The 17,931-nt window shown below is 63.4% G+C and carries 21 protein-coding genes; 8 read left to right on the forward strand and 13 right to left on the reverse strand.

What is annotated here, in order from left to right:
- Positions 1–15 precede the first annotated feature (15 nt).
- The gene (locus tag QM467_RS14280; protein ID WP_283367003.1) at positions 16–1,818 is read right to left on the reverse strand and encodes a B12-binding domain-containing radical SAM protein; all 1,803 of its coding nucleotides are present in this window, start codon (positions 1,816–1,818) and stop codon (positions 16–18) included.
- A 129-nt stretch (positions 1,819–1,947) separates the two neighbouring features.
- Positions 1,948–2,475, reverse strand: coding sequence for a transposase (locus QM467_RS14285; RefSeq protein ID WP_283367004.1), 528 nt, complete (start codon positions 2,473–2,475; stop codon positions 1,948–1,950).
- Between the two features lie 122 nt (positions 2,476–2,597).
- On the opposite strand from QM467_RS14285, the gene QM467_RS14290 reads away from it, so the two are divergent.
- Positions 2,598–3,713 carry a PA0069 family radical SAM protein gene (locus QM467_RS14290; RefSeq protein ID WP_283367005.1) on the forward strand — a complete coding sequence of 372 codons (1,116 nt, stop codon included), beginning with the start codon at positions 2,598–2,600 and terminating at the stop codon, positions 3,711–3,713.
- 8 nt (positions 3,714–3,721) lie between these two features.
- Here QM467_RS14290 and QM467_RS14295 read toward each other — a convergent pair whose 3' ends face one another.
- The gene (locus QM467_RS14295) at positions 3,722–4,678 is read right to left on the reverse strand and encodes a hypothetical protein (RefSeq protein WP_283367006.1); all 957 of its coding nucleotides are present in this window, start codon (positions 4,676–4,678) and stop codon (positions 3,722–3,724) included.
- Positions 4,679–4,901: 223 nt separating this feature from the next.
- On the opposite strand from QM467_RS14295, the gene QM467_RS14300 reads away from it, so the two are divergent.
- Complete coding sequence (locus QM467_RS14300; RefSeq protein WP_283367007.1) at positions 4,902–5,282, forward strand: SHOCT domain-containing protein; 381 nt, start codon at positions 4,902–4,904, stop codon at positions 5,280–5,282.
- Between the two features lie 135 nt (positions 5,283–5,417).
- The gene (locus tag QM467_RS14305) at positions 5,418–6,029 is read left to right on the forward strand and encodes a DUF2238 domain-containing protein (protein ID WP_283367008.1); all 612 of its coding nucleotides are present in this window, start codon (positions 5,418–5,420) and stop codon (positions 6,027–6,029) included.
- Positions 6,030–6,092: 63 nt separating this feature from the next.
- Here the strand turns inward: QM467_RS14305 and QM467_RS14310 are convergent, their stop codons facing one another.
- The 3 genes from QM467_RS14310 to QM467_RS14320 all read right to left on the reverse strand — a co-directional run bounded on the left by QM467_RS14310 (position 6,093) and on the right by QM467_RS14320 (position 7,624).
- The gene (locus tag QM467_RS14310) at positions 6,093–6,290 is read right to left on the reverse strand and encodes a hypothetical protein (RefSeq protein ID WP_283367009.1); all 198 of its coding nucleotides are present in this window, start codon (positions 6,288–6,290) and stop codon (positions 6,093–6,095) included.
- Between the two features lie 108 nt (positions 6,291–6,398).
- Positions 6,399–6,734, reverse strand: coding sequence for a chaperone modulator CbpM (locus QM467_RS14315; protein ID WP_283367010.1), 336 nt, complete (start codon positions 6,732–6,734; stop codon positions 6,399–6,401).
- Positions 6,731–7,624: a J domain-containing protein gene (locus tag QM467_RS14320; RefSeq protein ID WP_283367011.1), complete on the reverse strand. Its 894-nt coding sequence runs from the start codon at positions 7,622–7,624 to the stop codon at positions 6,731–6,733. Before QM467_RS14320 ends, QM467_RS14315 begins: the two co-directional genes overlap by 4 nt.
- A 195-nt stretch (positions 7,625–7,819) precedes the next feature.
- Between QM467_RS14320 and QM467_RS14325 the strand changes: the two genes are divergently transcribed.
- Entirely contained in the window at positions 7,820–8,176 is a 357-nt protein-coding gene (locus QM467_RS14325) for an ArsR/SmtB family transcription factor (RefSeq protein WP_283367012.1), read from the forward strand.
- Entirely contained in the window at positions 8,160–9,128 is a 969-nt protein-coding gene (locus QM467_RS14330) for an SRPBCC family protein (protein WP_283367013.1), read from the forward strand. Before QM467_RS14325 ends, QM467_RS14330 begins: the two co-directional genes overlap by 17 nt.
- Positions 9,129–9,148: 20 nt before the next feature.
- On the opposite strand, the gene QM467_RS14335 is transcribed toward QM467_RS14330, so the two are convergent.
- From QM467_RS14335 to QM467_RS14360, 6 genes are all read right to left on the reverse strand, one after another.
- A complete protein-coding gene (locus QM467_RS14335) occupies positions 9,149–10,054 on the reverse strand; it encodes a helix-turn-helix domain-containing protein (protein WP_283367014.1) in 906 nt (301 codons plus the stop codon).
- Between the two features lie 130 nt (positions 10,055–10,184).
- A complete protein-coding gene (locus QM467_RS14340; protein WP_342395130.1) occupies positions 10,185–11,237 on the reverse strand; it encodes an alpha/beta fold hydrolase in 1,053 nt (350 codons plus the stop codon).
- A 234-nt stretch (positions 11,238–11,471) separates the two neighbouring features.
- On the reverse strand, positions 11,472–11,777 hold the full coding sequence (locus QM467_RS14345) for a hypothetical protein (RefSeq protein ID WP_283367015.1): 306 nt from the start codon (positions 11,775–11,777) through the stop codon (positions 11,472–11,474).
- A 109-nt stretch (positions 11,778–11,886) separates the two neighbouring features.
- Entirely contained in the window at positions 11,887–12,348 is a 462-nt protein-coding gene (locus tag QM467_RS14350) for a hypothetical protein (protein ID WP_283367016.1), read from the reverse strand.
- A 95-nt stretch (positions 12,349–12,443) separates the two neighbouring features.
- Positions 12,444–13,463 carry a helix-turn-helix transcriptional regulator gene (locus QM467_RS14355; protein WP_283367017.1) on the reverse strand — a complete coding sequence of 340 codons (1,020 nt, stop codon included), beginning with the start codon at positions 13,461–13,463 and terminating at the stop codon, positions 12,444–12,446.
- Between the two features lie 157 nt (positions 13,464–13,620).
- A complete protein-coding gene (locus tag QM467_RS14360; RefSeq protein ID WP_283367018.1) occupies positions 13,621–14,493 on the reverse strand; it encodes a transporter in 873 nt (290 codons plus the stop codon).
- 355 nt (positions 14,494–14,848) lie between these two features.
- Here QM467_RS14360 and QM467_RS14365 point away from each other — a divergent pair, with 355 nt between their 5' ends.
- The 3 genes from QM467_RS14365 to QM467_RS14375 all read left to right on the forward strand — a co-directional run bounded on the left by QM467_RS14365 (position 14,849) and on the right by QM467_RS14375 (position 17,055).
- Positions 14,849–16,477: a flavin-containing monooxygenase gene (locus QM467_RS14365; RefSeq protein WP_283367019.1), complete on the forward strand. Its 1,629-nt coding sequence runs from the start codon at positions 14,849–14,851 to the stop codon at positions 16,475–16,477.
- A gap of 115 nt (positions 16,478–16,592) precedes the next feature.
- Positions 16,593–16,793, forward strand: a complete 201-nt coding sequence (locus tag QM467_RS14370; protein ID WP_283367020.1) for a hypothetical protein — start codon at positions 16,593–16,595, stop codon at positions 16,791–16,793.
- Between the two features lies 1 nt (position 16,794).
- On the forward strand, positions 16,795–17,055 hold the full coding sequence (locus tag QM467_RS14375; protein ID WP_283367021.1) for an SCO family protein: 261 nt from the start codon (positions 16,795–16,797) through the stop codon (positions 17,053–17,055).
- 28 nt (positions 17,056–17,083) lie between these two features.
- Here the strand turns inward: QM467_RS14375 and QM467_RS14380 are convergent, their stop codons facing one another.
- The gene (locus QM467_RS14380; RefSeq protein WP_283367022.1) at positions 17,084–17,779 is read right to left on the reverse strand and encodes a Crp/Fnr family transcriptional regulator; all 696 of its coding nucleotides are present in this window, start codon (positions 17,777–17,779) and stop codon (positions 17,084–17,086) included.
- Positions 17,780–17,931 lie beyond the last annotated feature (152 nt).

Below are 17,931 nucleotides of genomic sequence, written 5' to 3' on the forward strand. Positions count from 1 at the left end.
GTCGATCACGTTGAGCTATTCGGCGGCGTGCAGATGCGCATCCTTGCGGATGGTCTCGTCGCGCTTCTTGCGCGCCAGCGCTTTCTCGCCGCCCGAGGTGGCGTGATAGAGCTCCATGTCCTCGAATTCCTGCGCGCTTTGTTTGGCGATGGCGGTGTCCGTATAGGTCTCACGGTCAGGCGCCTCGACAACCTCCTGCTGGAACTTGCGGAATTTGCGGATGGTCAGCCAATAGCCGATGGCGTTGCGAATGGTCTTGAAGCCATAGCGCGGATAGAAGATCAACGGATTTTCAAGCTTCATTCCCGGGCGACGGTCGGTGCGGAATTTCATTCGCAGGGCGCCGCCTTCCAGCGGATGCACGCCCTCATATTTGATCATGAGGTGAAACATCAGCAGCTTGGACGTCAGCGACTTGATCGAGCGCAGTCCGTGGACGGCCGAGCGGCGCATGACGGTCTTGACGTGCTCGTCGGTGTAATAGGCCTTCCAGGCGGATCGATAGGCGTCCTCCCATTCCGCGTCCGACATCTTCCCATGATGGGTGACGCGGTGGTTGAGGTCGTATTTGTTGAGATCCGGATCCATCCAGACGCCCTGCGCGAGCGCGCGCTTATGGTCTTCGGAGCCCGGCAGCGGGGTGAGGAAGAAGAATTCGAGAATGTCGAGCGGCAGCTCCCGCTTGATGATCTCGATGTCGCGCAGGATGCTTTCCTTGGTATCCGCCGGAAAGCCCAGAATATAGCCGGCTGCGGTATGGGCGCCGTGCTCGCGCCATTTCTGCAGCATGGCGCGATATTCGGTGATCTTGTTCTGGCGCTTGTTGGCGCCGATCAGATTGTCGGGATTGATGTTCTCAAGCCCGATAAACACGCGGTTGGCGCCGGCGCGGGTCGCCTTCTCGATGAAATTCGGAATCTTGTGGCAGAGGGTATCGACCTGGATGGTGAACCCGAAAGTCATGCCCTCTTCCTCGCGCAGCTTGATGATGCGGTCGAACAGCTGCTCCCATTGCGAATTGCGGGCGAAATTATCGTCCGTGATGAAGAAGCGGTTCACGCCCTGGGCTTGGTTCTCGCGCAGGATGCGTTCGAGATCGTCGGCGTTGCGGTAGCGGCTCTTGCGGCCCTGCACATTGATGATCGTGCAGAACGAGCATTGATAGGGGCAACCGCGCCCGAAATCGAGGCTCGACAGCTTGCCCATGGTTCGGCGCACGCGGGCGCGCGGCAGGATGGGGAGCGGTTCGCCTTCGAGCGAGGGCAGGTCGTCGAGATAATTATAGAGCGGCTTGAGCTGGCGGGCGAAGGCGTCGCCTAGAAAGCCGTCGAGCCGGCCGGCCTCGGATTCGCCTGCGAAAAGCGAGACGCCAAGCTCCTGCGCCTCGCGGATTTCCGGCGGAATTTCGGGCAGCATCGAAAAACAGCCCGAGACATGGAAGCCGCCAATGGCGACCTGAATATTTTTAGCGCGAAACACGCGGGCGAGATCGACGGCGCGCGGATATTGGTTGGATTGCACGCCGACAAGGCAGATCACGCCTTCGCCGCCCGTCTCGCGCATCATCTCGACGATTTCCTGAGGGCGGATGCGGGTATTGGTCTCGTCAATGGTGTGCAGGCGAATCTCGACGTCGTCGCCTAGGATATGGCGCCGCGCCGCGTCCTGCGCGAGGCCGTACATGCAGGCCAGCGTATTCGACGGAATCGCGGAGCGGAACCATTGTATCGGATAGCCTTGATCGTCGTAATGGGTTGGCTTGATCAGGACGACGTTGAAGATGCGGGCGGCGGTCTGGGAGATCGTCTCGGACGTCATTCTCAACCCTTGGCTAAAGCTTGGCGCTATTGATTTTATTGGAAATCTCCGCGCGACTTTAGTCGATCCGCCCGCGCGGGGAAAGCGGCAATGCGCCAAAGGCGCGGTTTTCGGCCTGTTCCGCGCCGTTCAGACCACTTTTTGCGCGCGGACACGGAGCGTTTGGCGAATTTTCGCCCTTCGGATCAATTCCTTGATGTCGTGCGGGCCAGCCGCGCGCAAGGCGGAGCAAAGCAAGAAGGCGCCGACGGGCTCCGCCAGGCCCGGCGCGATCCGGGTCAGGAGATTGGCGGGCTCTCGCAACAGCCGCGCGCCGCGAAAGACTGCGGCGCCAAGCAGGAGATCGCTCGCTTCCTCGACGAAGCCATTCTGGGGGATGAATCCGCCCTTCAGCACGAAGGCGATCTCGCTGCGCGATTGCGCGACGGCGCGCGCGAAACCCTCGGCGGCGGTGGCGGCCTCGATCAGCCCGCACCCGGCCTCATTGGCGATTTCGCCGAGTTCGTCATCGGCCTTGCCGATAATGATCGCGTCCCGCACCACGCCTTCCACCGCGGCGCGCACCAGCGCGCAGAGGCTGCGCGCGACGGCCTCCGCCGCCCGGGGCGCGGGAGCGGCTGCGAAAAGCGACGGAGACAGAACGACGGCCATGACCATGGGGCGATGCGTTTAGTCGAAATCCCACCTTTGGCAAGCGGCTTGACATGGGATTAATGTTCCTTAAATGTTCTTTGTATCGTTTTTGTTCTCATCATTCGGCTGAATCCCAGGAGGCGACGATGGCGTTACCGGTCCATAATCCGCCTTCGGGCGCTGACGATGGCGCGCAGGTCGCGCCTCCGCGCCGGCGCGGGCGGGCGGCGGCGAGCAATGTCTCGGGCCGTTTCGAGAAATTCCAGCGCGCCGATTTCGACGACGGCTGGGGCTCGCTCGACGGACTGCCGCCGTTCAGGACCGAGGTCACGCATGAAAAGCCGAGGACAGTCATCACGCGCAACGATTCGCCCGACCTCGCCTTCGACCGCTCCATCAACCCCTATCGCGGCTGCGAGCACGGCTGCGTCTATTGTTTCGCGCGCCCGACCCACGCCTTTCTCGGCCTCTCGCCGGGGCTGGATTTCGAGAGCCGGCTATTCGTCAAGGACAATGCCGCCGAGGTGTTGAAGCGCGAGCTGTCGGCGCCCGGCTACCAGCCCAGGACGCTCGCGATCGGGACCAACACCGACCCCTACCAGCCGATCGAGCGCGAACACCGCGTCATGCGCTCCATTCTGGAGGTTCTGTCGGAAGCCAACCATCCGGTCGCCATTGTCACCAAATCTGCTTTGGTCCTGCGCGATCTCGACCTGCTCGCGCCCTTGGCGGCCAAAGGACTGGTCAAGGTCGCGCTGTCGGTCACGACGCTCGACCGCGATCTCGCCCGGGCGATGGAGCCGCGCGCGACCACGCCGTCGCGGCGGCTGGAGACGATCGAGAAGCTCTCGGCGGCTGGCGTTCCCACGGCGGTCATGGTCGCCCCTGTCATCCCGGGGATCACGGACCATGAGATCGAGACCATTCTGACCCGCGCCTTCGCCCATGGCGCGCGTGAGGCTGGCTACATCTTGCTACGGCTGCCGCTGGAGACGCAGGACCTCTTCGCCGGCTGGCTGCTGGAGCACTTCCCGGACAAATATCGCAAGGTGCTCTCGCTGCTGCGCTCGTCCCGCGAGGGCAAGATCTATGACTCGACCTGGGGCAAGCGCATGACCGGGACGGGCCCTTACGCCTGGATGCTCGGGCGGCGTTTCGAACTGGCCAGCGAGAAGATCGGTTTCGGCAAGACGCGTATCCGGCTGCGGGCCGATCTCTTCAAAAGGCCGGCCGGCGGCGCGCGGCAACTGAGCCTGTTCTGAAAGGGCGGTCAGGTTTTGCGGGTCAGGCGATAGGGGAAGGGCGCGAAGCGCGCCGAAGCCAGCGCCGGCGCCGATCCATTGATAGGAACGCCCCAACGCGTCACCTTCGCCGGCGGCGCGGCGGGGGCCAGCGGCCTGAAGGGCGGCAGCGGCGGGTCGGCTGGCTGCGGGCTTGCTTCGGACGCATCGCTCGGCAGCAGAGTAGGCGCGCCGGGTTCGGACCGTGCGATTTGTATTGGCGGAGGGGCGAGATCGCTCGGGCGCGGCGGGGGAATTGGCGCGCCGGCGACGGGAGGCGCAGGGACGACGGCGGATTCCGCGGATATTGCGGCGGCTTCGGGGGCCGTGTTCTGGGCGGCGGTTGCGTCGGAACGCGCCGCGCCTCCCGTGGACGGCGCAGCCTCGGCGACCTGAACCCCGGCGGTCTGGGGTTTCACGCGCTGGACCTGGACCGGCGCGCCATAGCCGCTATAGGCGGGAATCTGCGTCGAGCCGAACCCCGACATCAGGCCGCCGAAGGCGTTGGAGAGCGGGTTTTCTCCGCGCACTGGGCCCGGCGTCGCGCGCGCCATCAGGATCCGCGGCTGGGAGGGGGCGTTGCAGTCGCGCACGCCGAGCCGAATCAGCTCGGAACCGGTCAGAGACTTATATTGCCGCGTCAGGACGCCCAGGCGCTGGCGCACGGCTGGCGGATAGGCGGACAGCATCGCGTTCGAGACGTCTTCATTGGTCGCCTTGGTGATCGGATTATAGGCCTTGTGAAAACGCAGCACGCTGTCGGGATAGACGCAGACGTTCGGCACCGCGAGGGCAAGCGTGCAGGCCGAGCGGCATTCGTGCAGGCGCACCTGGCGGCCGCTCTGGATATAAGCGGTCGTCTGAGCGCTATAGGCCCGGACGTCGCCGCCGACGTCCTTCATCACGATCACCGGCGCGTCGCCGGGTGGCGGGTACAAATATCCCATGGGCTTTCCGTCCCGAATTTGACGTCAGCTTTGGCCCAACATGGTAAAGGCATCATTAAGGCGCCCTTGGGGCTCTGGAGCCAAAAAACACGAATAGCTAACGCCTGTAGCTTGTTCATGGCCTTGGAATAGGCTATAAAAAGCCATATTCAGAATTTTTGGCGATTAGGTCAGGGATTGACCTGGCTGCGCCATGAATTCGCATCACGACAGGACCTGAACCATGCTTTTCGAAGGCGGCTTTAATTTTTGGAACTTTCTGGCTGACGCCATCACTATTTTCCTCTTCATCATGTGGATCTGGATCCTGATCAATGTGATCAGCGATCTCTTCCGCCGTCATGACGTCTCGGGCTGGATCAAGGCGATCTGGATCGTCGCGCTCATTTTCGTGCCCTATCTCGGCGTGCTGATCTATCTGATCTTCCAGGGCCGGGGCATGGCAGTCCGCCGTCTGGAAGACGTCAAGCACGCGCGCGAGGACATGCGGCGTTTCGTCGGCTATAGCGTCGCGGACGAGTTGCTCAAGCTCGACCAGCTGAAGCAGTCCAAGACCATCACCGACGAGGAATACGCTCGGCTGCGCGCGCGCCTGGTCGACTGAGAGCCCGGTTTCCGGATCGCTATCTGATTTTCGGGCGCGTCGCTTCAGCGGCGCGCCTTTCGCTTTCCGTTTGCGTCCTGTTCAATATTGCCGGCTGATCCTGTCCGCGGGACAGTTCATCGGAAGGGGCCGGCGATGAAAGCAAAAAACGATGTTGCATGGGTCATCGGCGTCTGGATCCTGGGGCTTGCAGTTTCGGGCGTCTTCCCGGGGGATCGCCTGACCTGGGCGCTGGAGGTCTTTCCGGTCTTCATCGCCATCCCGGTCCTGCTCGCCACGAGGACAAGCTTTCCCCTGCCGCGCTATATTCTCTTTCTCATCTGCGTTCATGGCCTCGTGCTGATGATCGGAGGCCATTACACCTACGCCAAGGCGCCGCCGGGGGAATGGGTTCGGGATCTGTTTGGGCTCGCGCGCAATCCCTACGACCGTCTTGGACATCTCTTTCAGGGCTTCGTTCCGTCCCTGATCGCCGCCGAAATCCTGCGGCGCAGGGCTGGCGTCGCGAGCAAGGGCTGGGTTTTCTTCCTCTCCGTCACGACTTGCATGGCCATCAGCGTGACCTATGAATTCATCGAATGGTGGGCGGCCCTGTTGCTCGGCGAGGACGCCGACGCCTTTCTCGGAGCGCAGGGCGATCCCTGGGACACCCAATCGGACATGTTCGCCGCCACCCTCGGCGCAATTCTCGGACAGGTCTATTATTGGCGAAAGGCGTCGCCTTCCGCCGCCGGGGCCGGCGCCTGAGGCGGGTCGCTTGGGGCGCCAATACGCCAATACAGCGTCTCGCCGACTTTAATGCGCCGGGATTTACAGCGCGTGGGTCCGCGAAAATTCCTTCAGCAGCCCGTTCAACTCGTCGATCAACGCCTTGATCCGTGCAACCGTCGCTTGCGCCGTGCTGCTTTCTCCGGCGTGAATTTCGCCGGATTCCAGCAACTTGAGCTGGCGCTGGAACGTCGCCCGCATCTCGATCCATTCCTCGATCAGATGTTTCACTTCAGCCATGAACTCGCTCCCGAGTTTGTCGCCAATTTCAGCGCTCCGGCCCTGTCCGTTGGGGGGGGCGCTCCGGCCAGATGGATGTCTCCCGATCGCCGATATAGGTCCCGTCGATCACCCCCCGTCATGAACTTCATTCCCCGAAGGCCCAGCGCTTTGTTCCCCGGAATGTCCGGACCTGTTGTGGACCTCCTTCAGGACTTCGGCCATCGCCCGGCGCAGTCCATGAATCTGGTCCAGCAGGCTCAGCACGACGCCGACGCCTTCAGAATTGACGCCCATGTCGTCGATCAGGTCGTGAATTAGCTTCGCCCGCGCCAGATCAGCTTCGGAAAAGACCGGCTCCGGCGCCGACCGGGTTGGAATGAGCCATTCCTCTTCGATCCAGACCTCCAGGGTCGGAGGATCAATGCGGGCCCGTTCGAGAAATTCCAGCTTGGTGATGATCATGGCTTCATGTCCCGGCGCGGATCGTAATTGGCGGGCGCCCAACTGGCGAGAAAAGCCTCAAGTTCGGCGTTCGGTTCCATCGGCGCCACGATCCTGAGCTTGACCAGCAGGTCACCGCGCCCGTTGCGCCGGGGCGCGCCTTTCCCTTTCAGCCGCAGAACCGTGCCCGTGTTCGATCCCTTCGGCGTCTTCAGCATGACCGGCCCCGTCGGCGTCGGCGTCTTGATCTCCGCGCCAAGCACGACTTCGCCGAAGGTCACCGGCAGATCGAGATGAATATTGTCGCCGTGGCGAGTGAAGAACGGGTGCGGGTTGATCGACACTTCCACCAGCGCGTCGCCTGGGTCGCCTTCGCCGGGCGCGGCGCCGCCCTTGCCGCGCAGGCGAAGTATCTGCCCATCCTGCAGGCCGGGCGGAATGGCGACGTCGAGCGAGCCGCCTTCCGGCAGGCTGATCCGCTTGGTGGCGCCATTGACGGCGTCGAGAAAATCGACGGCAAGCCGGTAATGTGCATCCGCGCCGCGCGCCCGACGCGCCTGCCGCCGGAACATTTCCGCGAGGAAATCGTCATTATCCATGAAATCGGCGTAGCCGGACTGGTTCTCGTAACGATAGCCGGGGCCAGCCTCGGCGGCGTAATCGCGGTAATATCTCTCAGGCGGCTTTTCCGCGCCCGACGCGTCGATTTCGCCGCTATCGAACCGCCGCCGCTTTTCGGGGTCCGACAACAGGTCATAAGCGCTGGCGGCTTCCTTGAAGCGGCTCTCGGCCTCCTTGTCGCCGGGATTGAGATCGGGGTGCAGTTTCTTGGCCAGCCGATGGTAGGCCTTGCGGATGTCCGCCGGCTCCGCGTCGCGCGCGACGCTCAAAATCTCATATGGGTCTTTCATTGGCCCTCCGCCCCGGTCGCCCGGGGAATGCGCTTTTCGTCAGGACGCGCCCGTCGTGCGCAGGATGGCGCAGAAACGCCGGGATTGAATAGCGGTATTTTGCGCTCGGCCCTGTTCCCGGCGCGCCGTCCGCCGGAGTCGGATTTTCAATACTAAAGCACTTGCCTAACTGTCTGGGGCATGATAGTTAGGTAAATGCTTAACCAACAGGCTGATCTCAACCGCTTGTTCAACGCCCTCGCCGACCCGGCTCGCCGGGCCATGGTCGAGCGACTGAGCCGCGGCCCGGCCCCGGTCAGCGAACTGGCCAGGCCCTTGCCCATGTCGCTGCCCGCAGTCATGCAGCATCTCGACGTCCTGGAGGCAGCGGGGCTGGTGCGATCGGAGAAGGTCGGACGGGTGCGCACCTGCGCCATCGATCCGGCGGCGCTCAGCCAGGCCGAACAATGGATCAATGCGCGGCGGATCGAATGGCAGGGCCGCCTCGACCGTCTCGGCGAATATCTGAAAACGCTTGAAAGTGAAGGAGGAGACGATGGCTCAAGTCACTGATCCGAACGCGGACGCGAAACTGCGCCAACCGCCGCCGCTCAGGCTATCCCGCATCTTTCACGCCCGGCGGGAGACCGTTTTCAACGCCTGGAGTTCGGCGGAGCACGTCAAGCGCTGGTTCTGCCCGGAAACCTATTCGGTCCCTGAAGCCGAAGTCGAGATGCGCGTTGGTGGCCCGTTCCATGTCTGCATGCGCTCGCCGGCCGGCCAGGAGCACTGGACGCGCGGGGTTTTCGTCGAAGTCACGCCGCATTCGAGGCTGGTGATCGACATGGAGGTCCCGAATGCGGCTGGCGGCCTGTTGTTCCGCGCCCATACCGAGGTCGATTTTTCCGACGCGCTCGGCGGAACGCGGATGGACGTGACGCAGACCTATACCCTGTTCGACGCCGCGCTGGCCGGGCCGATGGTGCGGGGCGCGTCCGAGGGATGGCGCACCACGCTCGACAAGCTGGAAAAGGAAGTCATCCGCATGCAGGGCGGGGCCGAAACCGGGCGGCGCTCGGCGGCCCACGCGACCTTCCATCTGGAGCGCGTCTATGACGCGCCGGTCGCGCGCGTGTGGAAGGCGCTGACGGATGAAGCGGCCAAGGCCAAATGGTTCGCCGGCGCGCCCGGACGTTGGGAACTGCTCGAACGGCGCATGGACGTGCGGGCCGGCGGCAGCGAGCGGCTGAAAGGGCGTTGGGAAGGGGGCGTCGTTTCGACCTTCGACGCCATTTATCACGACGTGATTCCGAACCAGCGGCTGGTCTACAGCTACGAAATGCATCTTGACGACAAGAAGATATCCGTGTCGCTCGCAACCTTGCAGCTTCATGCGGGCGAGGGGACGACCAGGCTCCTGGTCACCGAGCAGGGCGTGTTCCTCGACGGCTATGACGATGGCGGTTCGCGCGAGCAGGGCACAGGCCAGCTGCTCGACGCGCTGGGGGCCGCGCTGAAGGACTAGCGCCGTCACGGACCTATGGCTCAACCTCGCGTCAGCGCCGCCTTGCCAAATTCCTTGCGAAAGGCGGCGGGGGTTCGATCCCGGCTCCGCACGAACAGGCGGGTCAGATGCGCCTGGTCGGCGAAGCCGCAGCTTGCCGAGATTTCCTTGATCGGCAAGGAGGTGAAGGCGAGCAGCCGATGCGCGCGCTCAAGCCTGCGGTCGAGGACATAGGCATAGGGCGCCGTTCCGGTCGCGCGCTTGAACCGCCGGGCGAAATTGCACGGGGGCAGATCGACCAGATCGGCAAGGGATTTCAGATCGATCGACTCGTCGAGATGGCTGTCGATGTAGTCATCGATCCGGCGCCGCTGCTGGGAGCTGAGCCTGCCGCCCTGCAGGTCGCGGTCAGGCTTGATCGAGGCGTATTTGCGCATCAGATGGATGATCAGGCCGCGCGCCAGCGTCTCGACATAGAGCGGGCCGCCGAGCCCCTGCGTCTGCGCTTCGGCGGCGATCGCCTGAAGCGCGAAGGTGATTACTGGGTCCTCAAGATGCAAAACGTCGGCGAGCGTCACCTCCGCGATCGGGCGCTCCATGATTTCGCTCGCCACGTCGAGCACGAGGTCCTGCGCCAGATAGACATGGGTGACGTCGATGGTCTCGCTCCAGAACCAGTGCGATTGCTCGGCCCGGGTCAGCAGCGAGACCGCGCCCGGCGCGCAGGTCGCGTGCGACCACTGGCCGTCGAAGCGCCTTTGCATCGGCGTGGCGCCGAGCCGATAGCCGACGATCATGAAATCGCGCATTGCCGGCACGATCACGTCCTGGCCGAGATAATGATAGGAGCGTAGAAAAACGCTTTTCCAGCCGAGATCATCGCTGGCGCAAAGCACGTTCCCGGGCACCCAATTGGGCAAGTCTTCCGGCGGCACGAGCGCACCCACGGGCATATCCTCCCTGCGGCCTCTGTCGTTTTCGACTTTTCAGCCTGTTATGGCGATGCGGCGGGATTGGCGCCGTCGCATCGTCGAGATTCGCATGCGCGAACAAAAAGTCAAAAGAACTCGTCGGCGTTCAGGCTGGGGTCGCCAGCAATTCCATCAGATGCGCATCGACCTGGCGCACATATTCCGCGTCGGTTCCGAACAGGCCGAGATGGCCGTCGATCGTCTTGAGCACGCGCAATTCGGCGCCGGGGATCAGGTCCGCCTCGCGGGCGCAATCGACTGGCGGGAAGAACATGTCCGTCTGGATTGGCAAGACGAAGGTCTTGGCTTTGATGCGCTTCAGCGCGGCGGCGAGATCCCCGCCGGTATGCCGCGACACGTCGGCGCGCTGCCATTTCCAGGCCAGGCACAATAGGTCATTCGGGTCCATCGGGCCGAAATAGCCGTTCATGAAACCATCGATGAACGCGTCGATGGTCTCGAAGCCCAGAGCCTTCGGGCGTTGCTGGACATAGAATTCCGTGCTCCAGCCCATGACCGACCAGAGCTTGGCCTGATTGCGCAATCCTGCCGCGACGTCCGACGAGGCTGCGTAATCGCCGCCGTTGAACCCGGGGTCGGACAGCAATGTGTCACGCACGGCGTCGGCGAACAGGAAGTCGTGATCGGTGGTCCTGGCGGTCCCCGCGATCGGCGCGGCGCGGCGCACCATTTCGGGGTAGGCGACGGCCCATTCATAGGTCTGCTGGGCGCCCATCGAACCGCCGGTCACCAGCGCGAGGCTGGTGATTCCGAAGGTCTCGGTCAGCAACTTGTGCTGGGCGCGAACATCGTCGGCGATCCGGACCTTCGGGAAATTCGCCATGCCGTTCGGGCCGTCCGTATTATGCGGGGAAGTCGACAGTCCGCTACCGATCTGATTGACGATGACGATGAAATATTTGTCGGGATCGAGCGCGCGGCCTTCGCCGACATAGACGTCGCTCATGATCTTCGACGTCCCGGAATACCAGGTGGTGATCAGGATCGCGTTGTCCTTGGCGGCGTTGAGCTTGCCGTAAGTGGCGACAGCCAGCTGGCAGTTCTTGATGGTCCCGCCTTCCTCAAGGGCGAAGTCGCCGATGTCATGAAGTTCATAGGGGCCATGGATTTCCTGGCTGTAATAGGAATTGACGATCACTCTTTCCTCCCGGTTTTCCGCTCGGCGCGCTTTGCTGGCGCCTTCGATTGTGCGGGTCCGCCGGACCTTCTCGGCGGACGTGCGGTCTTGCCGAACGCATCCCGGAATACAGCACGGCGAAACGAAAGGCGCCGCCTCGCGGCGGCGGCGAATGTCCCAATTCGGCGGAAGTTTTCGGAAGGCCCTTGGTGTGGCGACGAAGGAGCGAGGCGAGCAATCGCGGGCCGCCGCGCCTCACTCCACGGCAAGCCGCTCGGCCAATTCCGTCACATCGTCCCAATTCAAATGGCGCCCTCCGTCCGCCGTCTCCACGCGCACGCCGTCTTGCGCAACTGCTGCCGAAAATTCGACATCGGCTCCGACCGGGCTCAAATAGATGAAGTCGGTGCGCCGCCAGTCATGGGCCACGGCGGTGAAAGCGCGTGACAATGTTCGGCCCTCTTCCAGGGTCAGATCGAAATAAACCTGATCGCTCAACATCATCCGCAGCATTTCGCCGAGCCGCCGATGCGACACGCGTTTGACGAGGGGATAGCTCATGGGGCTTTGCTCAGTTTGGGCTCTGGACAGGCAGGCGGATTCAGGCGCGAGGTCGCTCCGAGGCCACGGCGGGCCCCGGAGAAGATCGCTGGATCGGTCGACGCCTCTACTAGGCGGCGCGAACCTCCTCCGGCTTGGCGATGAAGTCCACGCGGTCGGCTTGATCGAAGTCGGAGATCGGCACGTCGAACACAAAGCGGTTCGGATACCAGAAATTGGCGTAGGGCAGGAACAGGCTGCTCGACGACAGGCTGGCCAATTCCTGCGAGCCCGCAAAGAGGACCGCTTCGAAACCGACCCCGTTTGCCGGCGCCGCCGTGTTGTCGCCGAACACCTCGAACTGGACGAAAATTTTGGCGGAAGGGACCCCCGTCTCGACGGTCTTGATCCCGATGACGCGAATATCCTGGAAGCGACGACCGATCTTGCCGTCGGTCAGATGTTGCAGGTACTCATGCACGCGGCCCTTCTTGACCATGGCGCCTTCCAATGGCGCGCCCAGATCGGCCAGTCCGGCAGTTTTCGCGGGCGCCAATGTCACGGTGGCGCGGGTTTCTTGCAATGAGGGCAAGATCGGCTCCTTGTACTTTTCTATGTTGGAAACCCGACCAAAACGCCGGGTCGGAGCCGCGTCACGCATTTTGCGCGCCAATTTGGCGTGGCGGCCTAGCGGTCGCGCGCCCGGCCGAGCGTTTTCGAGGGCAATTCGCCAAAACGCTGCTGATAGGCGCGCGCGAACATGCCGAAATTCACATAGCCCCAGCAGGAAGCAATCGAGGCGACGGTTTCGCCGGGGCCGGCCGCGAGGAGCGCGTCGCGCACGCCTTGCAGCCGCTGCTCGCGCAGGAAGGCGCCGGGCGTCGTATTTCGGAAGCGCCTGAAGGCGTCGGACAGAGCGCGGACGCTCACGCCGGCCTCCTTCGCGATTTCCGCGATGGTCGGGGCCTTGGCGGCTTCGGCGCGGATGAAATTCTCCGCCCATTTCACATGGCGCGGCGCTGCGCCACATGGTTCGCGGGTAAGCGAGACATTGGCGAGGCCCGCCCAGTTGCGCAGCAGTTCGACGCAGATCGCTTCTTCGAGATGAGCGCCGATTCGCCCGCTCGCGAGCTTCTCCGGCGCCTCGGACAGCAGCCGGGCCGCATATTCGAGCAGCGCCATCCAGCTCGAATCACCGCCCCCGAATTTCACCTTTTCCCGCCACAATCTTTCGTCCGGCGTCGTGTCGAACCAGCTCCGTGCGACTTCCTCGACGACGTCATGCGGAATGGTCAGGTTGATCTGCAGATGCTGGGCGTCGCCTTCGAGCCAATATTCAGCCCGGCTGCAATCGGCGACGAAGCTCTCGCCGCGCGCGGTGATCGCGCTGCCGGTCGCGCCGACCGAATGCTTGAGATGGCCGCGCAGCGTCGTCAGGACGATGATCTTGCCGTGAGCGGGATCGAATTTGCTGAGATAGATCGGCACGCCATAGCTGAATCGCGTCACCACGATGCGGTTGATATTGGTGGCGTACATGACGGATTTCGGCCGCAGGTTCTTCCCGACCGGCGTGACGCTGTAAGGCATGTAAAAGCGATTGGAGAAGTCCTGGACTTCGTCCCAATCGTCCGAGCTCGTCTTGCAATGCTTCGTGATCGGCCGCCCATGGGCGTCCAGAAGCAGTGCGCGGTCCAGCGCCAGCATCAACCCTCCCTGTGGCGCGGCCCCTGACGTTCTTCGGCGTCATGTCTGGCTGGCCCGCCTGGTCGTCCGACGAATTTGATACGCATTGCGCGGCGATGACAAGCTTGTCCGCGGCCGCCTGCGACGGCGGCCGCGGCCTTGCCGCCGCGCGGGAGTATCAATATTTCGCGGCGATCTGCTGGTTGGGGGTGGGCGCGAGCCAGATAGGAACGACGATATTCGCCCAGATCCGCGTGTCCCGGCCGCCATAATTGCGCTCGGCGAGATCGGTCGTCAGCTTGAGCTGCAGGTTGAGCGGCCCGAAATTGTAGCCGACCAGCCCGCCCAGGGCGAACTGGCTCTGGCGGGCGTAGCCGGGGTACGGGCTCGACAGGTCGGCCGAGCCGAAGGCGATCGGGCCGACTTCCCATTTTCCGAACGTCTTGGTCGCGGTGAGATCGTAATTGAGCCAGGAGGGCGCGAAAGAGCCCGGTGTCGTTCCGTTGCGGCCCGTACCATAGGCGAAGGTGGCTGTGAGGTTCCAGCCGTCGTTGAGATAGGACAGCGAGGCGACCTGCATGAAGCTTGCGAAATTATAAGCGACGCCGATCTGCTCGAGCGGACCTTCGACGGGCAGATGCACGCCTTCATGCACGCCGAAATAGAAATTATTGCCGAGCGCCCATTTCAGGCTGACCTCGACCAACGGATTGGCCCAGCCCGCCTTGTTCAGGCCGACCGGATTGTCGATGCCGACCTGAGCGACCGGGGTCGCGGCGTCGAAGCCGATCCGGCCTCCGAGGAGGGTCCAGGGCGTTGACCAGACCAGCCAGAGCGGCGTGAGGACGCCGACATTGGTGGCGGGGTTTGTCGAACGCGCGCCCCAATTGGGCAGCGTGAGGCTGTAGACGCCTTCGGGCAGAGGCGCGCCAAGCGCGAGGCCGACCGAGGTGCCGGGTTGCAGTTCCGAACCCGCCCGGGCCGGGCCGGCCGCGAGGGTGAGCAGCGATGCGGCCGCCAGGGCCATGGTCGACGAGTGCGTGATTTTCACTTTGTTCCTCCCCTCCCGCCCGCGACGCGTCGTTTGACAGCCCCTTCGGCTTCTTCGCCGCGGGATTTCGCATCGTTCAGACGGGCGCTCAGTCAAACATCGCCGCCGCCGGCGCGCCGCCCGGGAACGGCGGCGAATGTCCCGGATCGGCAGATTTCTGCGCTGGAGCAAGGCGAAGTCTTGAGCTGGGCCGTCCGGGAATGAGCCGCGCAGGATCGTTCAAAGATTTGTCCGGGCCGTTCAATACCCGCGCCCGCGCCGCGCCTAATTTCGGGACGCGGGTCAAACAAACAAAACCGAATTCGCCGCGCGCCCCGCACAAGAATCGCGGCGTTCAGTTGGAGGAATTCTCAATATGAATACGACGGTTCGGACTACGGACAGGGCGAAGAAGCTGGACGCCGTCATCATTGGCGCCGGAGTGGCGGGACTCTATCAGCTCTACCAGTTGCGCAAGATGGGCCTGAACGTTCGCGCCTATGACACGGCTTCGGATGTCGGCGGCACCTGGTACTGGAATCGTTATCCGGGCGCGCGCTTCGATTCCGAGGCCTATATTTATCAATATCTTTTTTCGGAAGAGCTTTACAAAGGCTGGAGCTGGAGCGAGCGCTTCCCCGGGCAGCCGGAAATCGAACGCTGGATGCATTATGTCGCCGACAGCCTCGACCTGCGCAAGGACATCCAGTTCAGCACGCGGATCGCGAGCGCGCATTACAATGAAGACACGCGCCGCTGGATTGTTCGCACCGAGGCCGGCGAGGTCATCGACGCCCAGTTTCTCGTCACCTGCTGCGGCATGCTTTCGGCGCCGATGAGCGAGATGTTCCCCGGCCAGAACAGCTTCAAGGGCCGCATTTTTCACACCGCGCGCTGGCCGCATGGAAAGATCGAGCTGGAGGGCAAGAAGGTCGGCGTGGTCGGCATCGGCGCCACCGGAATCCAGGTGATCCAGACCATCGCGGACAAGGTCGGCGAACTGACCGTTTTCGTGCGCACGCCGCAATATGTCCTGCCGATGAAGAATCCGAAATTCAGCGAGAGCGACGTCAAGGCCTACAAGGATCGCTTCGACGAGCTGAAGAAGACGCTGCCCCACACCTTCACCGGCTTCGAATATGATTTCCTCTACACCTGGGCCGACCTGACGCCCGAGCGCCGTCGCGAGGTGCTGGAGGAAATCCACCAGAATGGTTCGCTGAAGCTCTGGCTCGCCTCCTTCGCCGAAATGTTCTTCGACGAAGCCGTGAGCGAGGAGATTTCCGAATTCGTGCGCGAAAAGATGCGCGCGCGCCTCAAGGATCCCGAGCTGTGCGATATCCTGATCCCGAAGGATTACGGCTTCGGCACCCATCGCGTGCCGCTCGAAACCAATTATCTCGAAGTCTATCACCGGCCGAATGTGAAGGCGGTCAGCGTGAAGGACAATCCGATTGTCGAGATTGTCCCGGAAGGCGTCAAGACGGCGGATGGCGTCGTTCATGAACTGGACGTGATCGTTCTGGCGACCGGCTTTGACGCCGGCACCGGCGCGCTGACCCGCATCGACATCCAGGGCCGCGACGGCCGCTCGCTCAAGCAGGACTGGGGCAAGGACATCCGCACGACCTATGGCATTCAGGTCTATGGCTATCCCAATCTGTTCATGACCGGCGCGCCGCTGGCGCCCTCGGCTGCGCTCTGCAACATGACCACCTGCCTGCAACAGCAGACGGAATGGATCAGCGACTGCATCCGCTATATTCGCGACAAGGGCGTCGCGGTGATCGAGCCCACGGCGGAGCTTGAGGACAGCTGGGTGCGCCACCATGACGAGACCGCGAACGCCACGCTGATCTCGAAGACCAATTCCTGGTACACGGGCTCCAACGTGCCGGGCAAGCCGCGCCGCGTGCTGTCCTATACCGGAGGCGTCGGGACCTATCGGCAGAAATGCTCGGAGGCCGCGGAAAGCGGTTACAGCGGCTTCGCTCTGACGCCCTGATTCCGCCCCGGGGGCAACGCGCGGACGTTTCAAATCACTTTGCCCGGCCGAAACACTCAGCGGGCGCGCACATGGCGCGCCCGCTTTTTCACGTCCTCCTTGACGCGCCGCCTGAATGGATTTTCCTTGCGCTTCCGCAGGGCAGCCTGAGCGCAACACGTCGAGCAAGGACGATGCGCAATTCTGCGGCGGCGGCGCCACGGGCGTGCGCGATCCCGCCGATTATCCCGCCTTCATGCGCTACGCTTCGCGCGCCAGCCTGAAGGCGGCCTACAGCCAGGACAATCTCGGCTTTCGCTGCGCAGGAGACGCGTGATGTGGGTTCAGCCAAGGCCTATGCCGACGAGCGCGGCCTCGACCCCGCGCAATGGTCGCTTTATCACGGCGACGACAAGGCGGTCCGCGATCTGGCGGCGGCGCTCGGCGTGCGCTATCGCCGCGACGACAAGGGCGGCTTCGACCATTCGGCCGCAATTACCCTGCTCGACGGCGAGGGCGAGATCGTCTTACAGAAAGCCGACGCCAAATTCGACATCGACAAATTCGTGACGAAAATCGAGGGCCTGACGAAGAAGTGACGACCGCCCGCAATGCTAAGTCCCGGCGTCAGTCCTGCTTGTTCGCGAGGGCCTGAAGACCCGCCATGTCGCGCACCACGACGCGCTGTCGCCCGCGTTCGACCAGGCCCCGCTCCTCCCAGGCGCTGAGAGTGCGGCTGACCGTGAACAGAGTCGCCCCGGTCATTTCGGCAAGATCCTGCCGCGAGAGCGGAAAGTCGATGAGCGTGCCGTCGTCCGTCTTCTTGCCCGCCTGCTGGGCGAGTTGAAGCAGGGCGCCGGCGATGCGTTGCTCGACCTGCTGGGTCGACAGGTCGAGGATCCGCTCCTGAGAGGCCTGCAAGCGCGCTCCCAGCGCCTGCATCGTATTGACCGCGAGGCCGGGGTGGCGCGCGAGCAGGTCCTTCCATGCCGCATTGGGCCAGCTCACGGCCAGCGAATCGATCGCCGCCGTCGCCGTGCCCGGATAGGCCTCGACCTTGATGGCCATGGCGACGCCGAACATGTCGCCCGGCGAAATGAATCGCACCACCATTTGCTGCCCTTGCGGGTTCAGGCGCGTTACCCGCAACCGGCCATGCAGCAGCAGGAAGAAGCGATCGGCCTGCTCGCCCTGGCGGAAAGCGGCCTCGCCCTTCGGCACGCGGAGCGGCGTCGCCTGGGCCAGAATGTCGTCCAAAGCTTCGGGACGCAGGCCAGCGAATGTCGGCGAGTTGGCGATCAGCGAACGGTCGAGCTGCGCCATGGGCGGCGTTCCTCCAGATGTTCCGCGCCCGGTCTGGCCGCTGGATGCGCCGCGCCCTTGTCTTCATGCAGGGCCGTGACGTCGCGTCTGGTTTAGCAAGAATCGCACGCGTTCCCAAGGCGCCATTGCGCCGGACGCTGCGAGCAGGGGAA

It is taken from the genome of Rhodoblastus sp. 17X3 (assembly GCF_030056575.1).
Taxonomy (GTDB): domain Bacteria; phylum Pseudomonadota; class Alphaproteobacteria; order Rhizobiales; family Beijerinckiaceae; genus Rhodoblastus.

Coding starts and splice junctions, on each gene's coding strand:
- QM467_RS14280 (WP_283367003.1), bottom strand. CDS start 1,818: ATGACGTCCGAGACGATCTCCCAGACCGCCGCCCGCATCTTCAACGTC.
- QM467_RS14285 (WP_283367004.1), bottom strand. CDS start 2,475: ATGGTCATGGCCGTCGTTCTGTCTCCGTCGCTTTTCGCAGCCGCTCCC.
- QM467_RS14290 (WP_283367005.1), top strand. CDS start 2,598: ATGGCGTTACCGGTCCATAATCCGCCTTCGGGCGCTGACGATGGCGCG.
- QM467_RS14295 (WP_283367006.1), bottom strand. CDS start 4,678: ATGGGATATTTGTACCCGCCACCCGGCGACGCGCCGGTGATCGTGATG.
- QM467_RS14300 (WP_283367007.1), top strand. CDS start 4,902: ATGCTTTTCGAAGGCGGCTTTAATTTTTGGAACTTTCTGGCTGACGCC.
- QM467_RS14305 (WP_283367008.1), top strand. CDS start 5,418: ATGAAAGCAAAAAACGATGTTGCATGGGTCATCGGCGTCTGGATCCTG.
- QM467_RS14310 (WP_283367009.1), bottom strand. CDS start 6,290: ATGGCTGAAGTGAAACATCTGATCGAGGAATGGATCGAGATGCGGGCG.
- QM467_RS14315 (WP_283367010.1), bottom strand. CDS start 6,734: ATGATCATCACCAAGCTGGAATTTCTCGAACGGGCCCGCATTGATCCT.
- QM467_RS14320 (WP_283367011.1), bottom strand. CDS start 7,624: ATGAAAGACCCATATGAGATTTTGAGCGTCGCGCGCGACGCGGAGCCG.
- QM467_RS14325 (WP_283367012.1), top strand. CDS start 7,820: ATGCTTAACCAACAGGCTGATCTCAACCGCTTGTTCAACGCCCTCGCC.
- QM467_RS14330 (WP_283367013.1), top strand. CDS start 8,160: ATGGCTCAAGTCACTGATCCGAACGCGGACGCGAAACTGCGCCAACCG.
- QM467_RS14345 (WP_283367015.1), bottom strand. CDS start 11,777: ATGAGCTATCCCCTCGTCAAACGCGTGTCGCATCGGCGGCTCGGCGAA.
- QM467_RS14355 (WP_283367017.1), bottom strand. CDS start 13,463: ATGCTGGCGCTGGACCGCGCACTGCTTCTGGACGCCCATGGGCGGCCG.
- QM467_RS14365 (WP_283367019.1), top strand. CDS start 14,849: ATGAATACGACGGTTCGGACTACGGACAGGGCGAAGAAGCTGGACGCC.
- QM467_RS14370 (WP_283367020.1), top strand. CDS start 16,593: ATGGATTTTCCTTGCGCTTCCGCAGGGCAGCCTGAGCGCAACACGTCG.
- QM467_RS14380 (WP_283367022.1), bottom strand. CDS start 17,779: ATGGCGCAGCTCGACCGTTCGCTGATCGCCAACTCGCCGACATTCGCT.